Raw genomic sequence first — 5,972 nt, 5'->3', positions numbered from 1 at the left:
CCTGGGGAACTAGAGACTGGAATGCGCCTAAGATGTGGATATGGCTAACATGTCAATTCTCTGAAGAGCTTGCTCTAAATGTAACAAAACTCACAGTAACAGAAGGTGAAGTCGACGCAGGTTTCATCTATAGTGGCGGAGAGAATATTCCTTTAATGAAAGCGACTATTAACACAGAATACAATGAAGATGGAAGCCCCAATTCGTTTAGAATGGAGCTATTTGATAAAAAAGGAGAATTACATAAAGTCGAAGCCAAGATAATAAAAAATGTCAAGCTTCCATTTACAAGTGGAGATGGAAAAAGGCAGTCGATAATGCATGAAACCTTAACTGAATATCAAATGAACGGAAAAGTAGGCTATGGAATCGCAGAGTATCTAATAAGAGATTTTTCAAATAACTGTATTTGCTGAATTTTAAAATTGGAGAAAATATAAAATGTGATAAGATCAGATATACTTTAAAATTATTTGTCTAAATTGTAAATAATCAATAACAGTAAAATTTAAGTATAGATGGAAGTGTTAATGATATTACCACAGGTCGAAACTTCGCTTGTGCCGATGTCAAAGTATGTCACTTGTTTCAGAGGCTGAAAAATACATTTATTGAAAGAGCTTGTCTCTTATTACTGATGTATTTCCGAGCATCTGAATTAAAGAGATGCCTGAGTATGGCCGAAATACTTAATCAAACGTAAGTTTGGAGGCCTTTAGAAGAAGCATTTATGTTTCTTTTGAAACCTTGTAGAGGCCGTTTCGAGACGTCGAGACATTCAGGAATATTTTGGCAAAAACATGAGCGGGGCGACAAACTGTTTTTCTTTTTTTATTATATCAGTCCGATAAAGATATTTATAATTCCTGTTGAAAGGAAGTTTATGGCAATTGCACCAAGAAGCAGACCCATTATACGGGTAAAGACAAGTGTTACCGTAACCCCTAGTATCTTACTAAGCTGATTAGAAAATCTAAACATGAGAAATGTGATTGCAAAGGTAACAAGTATTGCCGCAATTGCCACAGCCTTTAATTCAACTGTTGGGACGGACCTTATTATTACAATCACAGTTGTTATCGTTCCTGGGCCTGTAAGAAGTGGCATTGCCACTGGAAAAACCGAGATATCATCTTTATCTTTTGCGTCTTTTCTCTCTTCTTCAGTGATATTTTTCCCAGATGTTTTTGCATAGACCATGTCAAGAGCAACTTTAAAAAGAATAATACCCCCAGCAACCCTCAAGCTGTCAACTGTTACTCCAAAAAATCTTAAGATAATCTCTCCAGTAATTGCAAATATTATTGCCAAAAGACACCCTATTAAAACAGACCGTGTAGCCAATCTTATCCTTTCTTTGCGATCCTTGTCAGTAGTCAAAGACATAAATGTAAACATGGCGCCTATTGGATTTACAATTACAAATATTGAAGTAAAAGCATAAATAAAGAAGGCAAAGGCAGCCATGACTTAAAGAGAGAAAAATGTTTTATAAATATTCTGTTTATACTAAAGATATAAGAATCCTCTTTATTAAAATAAAACATGTCATAAGTAATTATATAAATAATTTATATTAATAGTATATTATGGATTACTTAGAAGTGCATAAGAATAATTTAGAAACTGCTGCATTACAGCCACTTCTCGAAAGAATAGAGATCCTGGAAAAGGAATTAGAAGGTCTAAAAAAAAGTTCCGAGTTAGTCTTATCTGATAAGGGTGCTAAATTAATCCTAAAAGAAATACTCGAATCTTTGAAATCTGAAGGGATAAAGGAAATAGATATTATAGATTTATATTCTAAATCTAACCTTCCATTTGTTCAAATTAATAAAGTTATGGAAGAACTGGAAACAGATGGCTTGGTGAAAGAGATTCAATAGAGTAAGGGAAGTTAAAATCCCAGTTCATTATTTTGATAATGAAAAATAGCTTTTATTGAATGTTCTGGGAACTTAAGAGCAGATGTTATTTCAAATCCCACTACCACAAAAGATGCAGATGGACATAGATGCAGAAAAGTTAGGGCAAGAACTAGCATTAAATACTACCCAAAAATGGCAGATTCTATAGAAATTAATTCTAAGTTTATTCTGAGTATTTTTATATTTGAATAGAAATATAAATAAGTTAAAATTAGCTTTAACAATTAAATAAAAGAAAAAAATAAATTAAATAATTCCTGACCCGAAAAGCACGGCAAAGATGATTGCAAGCGTGTTCATTACCTTGATCAGTGGATTTATTGCTGGCCCTGCTGTGTCCTTTGATGGGTCACCTACTGTATCACCAACTACGGCTGCGGAGTGTGCTGGGCTTCCTTTTCCGCCAAGATTTCCATCTTCAATGTACTTCTTTGCGTTGTCCCATGCTCCGCCGCCAGTTGCAAGCATCAAGGCCAGTAAGAATCCAGATAGTATGCTTCCTATTAGCATTCCGCCAAGTGCGATTTTTCCAAGTATGAATCCCACTAATAAGGGAGATACTACTGCGATTATCCCAGGAAGTACCAATTCTTTTAATGATGCTCTTGTGACGATATCGACGCATCTTGCATAGTCGGGCTCGGTCTTTCCTTCCATAATGCCCTTGATCTCTTTGAACTGTTTTCTGACTTCTTCAACAATGGAAAAAGCAGCTTTTCCAACAGCCCTCATACATAGGGATGAGAAGAGGAAAGGAATCAAGGCACCAATGAATAGTCCTACAATGACCTTTTCATCGGATAGGCTGAATAAAATTTCCTGCCCAGGTGCAAATCTTACAATTTCATCGACATATGCTGCAAATAGTGTAAGTGATGCCAAAGCTGCAGAGCCTATGGCAAATGCCTTTGTGACAGCTTTTGTTGTGTTTCCAACTGAATCAAGTGCGTCTGTAGTTTTTCTTATCTCGTCTGGAAGGTGTGCCATCTCTGCGATTCCGCCGGCATTGTCCGTTATTGGTCCGTAGCTATCCAGTGCAACTACTATTGCTGTTAGAGATATCATTGACATTGCAGCGATTGCTATACCATAAAGGCCTGCTAAAGAGTGAGATATCAAAATACCTGCACATATAACTAATACCGGCATGAGTGTTGATTCCATCCCTACTGAAAGACCAGTGATGATATTAACTGCAGCACCAGATTGGGATGAGTGTGCGATGCTTCTAACTGGCCTGTAAGGCTTTGCTGTGTAGTATTCAGTTATGAAGAACATCAAAAGTGCGATGACTATCCCGACAACTGTAGTCAGGAACAGAGCTATGTCAAGCTTAAGATATGTCACAGTCACAAAATAGAAGCCTATCAATGAGAAAATTGCCGACGCAAAAACACCTTTGTATAGTGTTTGCATAATGTTGTCTTTTCCTCTTACGAAAAATGATCCGAGGATTGAACCTATGATTCCGATTGCACCTAACATCAAGGGATAGATTACATAAATGTCATTCTTTCCAAGAGCTACTCCCAGTAGCATTGCACCGATTGCTGTTACTGCATATGTCTCAAATAGGTCTGCCCCCATTCCGGCACAGTCTCCAACGTTGTCACCGACGTTATCAGCGATTACTGCAGGGTTTCTTGGGTCGTCTTCAGGTATGCCTTTTTCAATCTTTCCGATTAGGTCAGCGCCCACATCTGCAGCTTTAGTGTATATACCGCCACCAATTCTTGCAAATAGAGATATCAAGCACCCTCCAAATCCAAATCCTATTATTAAGGCTGGATCCCGATAAAGATAGTAGAATCCGCTGACACCTAGCAAGGCTAAACCCGCAACTGACATCCCAGTTACAGCCCCACCTTGGAATGAGAGCCTTAAAGCTTTCCCGACACCTTCATTAGCAATTGATGCAACCCTGACATTTGCTCTTGTGGATATGCTCATCCCTATGAAACCGGCTAAAGCACTGAAAACCGCTCCAACGATGAATGTCAAAGTAGTTTCAATATTAATGAAGATACCAAAAACAACTGCAAGAATTGCCGTAATTACTGCTATAGTTGTATACTCTCTTCTTAAAAACGCCATGGCTCCTTTGTATATGGCATTTGATATTCTAGTCATATTCTTATCTGTAACTTTGTATGATAAAACAACTTTTGCCAATACAAGGCCATAAATAATACCAACTATTCCAATTAGAATAGCTATTAAAGTAAAGTCCATTTTTCTACAACCTCCTTTTTATTTCGTCTCAAAGGAGATTTATATTTAAGTATTGTGGTTAAAATTGGAAGAAAAAAAGAATATAGAAAAAAATTATTTCAGTTTTTTTAGTTCTTGATAAGTTGCGTTAGCTTCATCTTTTGATAAGTAGTATTGGCCGAGGAACTCATCGCCTTGCTGAAAGTCACCTTTTGCAGATAAGTCGTTGTTCTTAATATCATCTGCTATATCAGGATTCGTTAAATCTGCACCTACTACATAATAATATAATATTGTTCCTACAGCCTCTGATGCTGATTTATACCTAATAAGATTATTGCTAAGATATTGTTGTGAGTTTCTTAGAGATATCACTATTTGACTAGCTTTGGCTTTTGCATCATCTCCTTTGATATCACCAATGGTTGTATAAAATTCAGATATTTGGTTTGAATATACTGCGTTTTTATTTATAAGTTCATCAAGCAGTAATATTTCAGATTCAAGCATTGAAAGAACATATTCGTTATCAACAGTTTGGGTTACTCTATTTTGGGTCACGTATTCGATTCTTTTTATCTGCTGTTCCCAGTAAGACTCGTATATTGTATCAATTTCTTTTTGAGTCGTTTCTATTTTACTATATGACTCAAAGAATTTATCAGGTATTTGAGTCTGATTTACACACATTGCCATAGTGCATACTAAAAACAATGCTCCAATTGCTAAAAACTGTTTCTTCATGCTTATCACTATCCTTAGAATTAAAAGGTCGTTTTTAAAGTTTTTGTCTTATGTTTATAAGTAGAGCTAAGAAAGCTTTAAAAATAGGAGTTGTGACCTATTTCAAAGGAGGAATTACATGGGTGATAAAAAGCAAGTTGAGGTCAGGACTTTACGTGAAGGTGGATTCATTCTAATCGATGATGAGCCATGTAAAATTATTAAGATTAATACTTCTTCTCCTGGAAAGCATGGGTCAGCTAAGGCCAAAATCGAGGCTTTTGGTGTTTATGATGACAAGAGAAGGACTATCGTTAAACCAACTTCTGATAAGGTCTTTGTACCTATAATCGACAAGAAAAGCGGTCTTGTAAACGCTGTCATGGGTGAGAAAATTCAGCTCATGGACATGGAAACTTATGAAACTTTTGAAATTCCTTTGCCAGCAGATTTTAGTTCTGAAGAGTTAGAAGGCAAAGAAGTTGAATATCACGAGACTATGGGTCGAATAAAGATTGCAAGAATAAAAGGTTAAATTTTTTTATAAAAAATAAATAAAAATTAAATTTTAATTTATTTATCTTAATTGAGATACTAACTGCTGAGCAGCGAGCCTTGTTTCTTCCCTGTTTGCACCAGCGACGATCAGGACATCGTATCCTCTGCCGAATGGATCTGCAATCCATTCCCACTCACCAGGTGATGTTGCCCAGTTGACTGTTGATGCGCCCATGTTGCCAAGGTCTCTTACGATGCTGTTGTATACTGGTCCACCTATAAGAATTAGGTTCTTCTGGAGTGATGCAGTGTTTATTTCGATATCAAGCTTTATTAGCTCAATTGGATCGATGTTAACACTCTTTGTGTATGTGATTGACTGAGCTGTGTCTACTGTAGTCTGAGATATTCTTATCTTTGCACCGTCGTCATCTGTTGAGTCGCTGTTTGCTCTGCCGTAGTATATATGCATATCTTGTGGATCTTGGTCTAATTCAGCTCCATAGTAACCCTGATATTGTAGATATATTTGACCGTCTCCTATCTCGTTGAGATTCATATTATGATTTCCAAATTGGATATCCTCTATTATTACTGAGAAGTAATTCTCTG

The 5,972-nt window shown here is 36.6% G+C and carries 8 protein-coding genes; 3 read left to right on the top strand and 5 right to left on the bottom strand.

What is annotated here, in order from left to right; all coding sequences use genetic code 11:
- Positions 1 to 416: hypothetical protein (locus KO464_08970; GenBank protein ID MCC7573504.1), on the top strand; the 416-nt coding region annotated here is incomplete at its 5' end.
- A gap of 418 nt (positions 417 to 834) precedes the next feature.
- Here the strand turns inward: KO464_08970 and KO464_08965 are convergent.
- Positions 835 to 1,467 (bottom strand): MarC family protein, encoded by a 633-nt coding sequence (locus KO464_08965; GenBank protein ID MCC7573503.1) that lies wholly within the window; start codon positions 1,465 to 1,467, stop codon positions 835 to 837.
- A 122-nt stretch (positions 1,468 to 1,589) separates the two neighbouring features.
- On the opposite strand from KO464_08965, the gene KO464_08960 reads away from it, so the two are divergent.
- Positions 1,590 to 1,886 carry a hypothetical protein gene (locus KO464_08960; GenBank protein ID MCC7573502.1) on the top strand — a complete coding sequence of 99 codons (297 nt, stop codon included), beginning with the start codon at positions 1,590 to 1,592 and terminating at the stop codon, positions 1,884 to 1,886.
- Positions 1,887 to 1,897: 11 nt separating this feature from the next.
- On the opposite strand, the gene KO464_08955 is transcribed toward KO464_08960, so the two are convergent.
- The 3 genes from KO464_08955 to KO464_08945 all read right to left on the bottom strand — a co-directional run bounded on the left by KO464_08955 (position 1,898) and on the right by KO464_08945 (position 4,892).
- Entirely contained in the window at positions 1,898 to 2,044 is a 147-nt protein-coding gene (locus KO464_08955; GenBank protein MCC7573501.1) for a hypothetical protein, read from the bottom strand.
- Between the two features lie 130 nt (positions 2,045 to 2,174).
- Positions 2,175 to 4,160 carry a sodium-translocating pyrophosphatase gene (locus KO464_08950; protein ID MCC7573500.1) on the bottom strand — a complete coding sequence of 662 codons (1,986 nt, stop codon included), beginning with the start codon at positions 4,158 to 4,160 and terminating at the stop codon, positions 2,175 to 2,177.
- A gap of 93 nt (positions 4,161 to 4,253) precedes the next feature.
- Complete coding sequence (locus KO464_08945; protein MCC7573499.1) at positions 4,254 to 4,892, bottom strand: hypothetical protein; 639 nt, start codon at positions 4,890 to 4,892, stop codon at positions 4,254 to 4,256.
- Between the two features lie 109 nt (positions 4,893 to 5,001).
- Here KO464_08945 and KO464_08940 point away from each other — a divergent pair, with 109 nt between their 5' ends.
- Positions 5,002 to 5,397, top strand: coding sequence for a translation initiation factor IF-5A (locus KO464_08940; protein ID MCC7573498.1), 396 nt, complete (start codon positions 5,002 to 5,004; stop codon positions 5,395 to 5,397).
- Positions 5,398 to 5,439: 42 nt separating this feature from the next.
- Here KO464_08940 and KO464_08935 read toward each other — a convergent pair.
- On the bottom strand, positions 5,440 to 5,972 hold a 533-nt coding region (locus KO464_08935; protein MCC7573497.1), incomplete at its 5' end, for an S-layer protein.

Source organism: Methanofastidiosum sp., assembly GCA_020854815.1.
GTDB lineage: Archaea > Methanobacteriota_B > Thermococci > Methanofastidiosales > Methanofastidiosaceae > Methanofastidiosum.
This window is presented reverse-complemented; position numbering and strand designations above follow the sequence as displayed.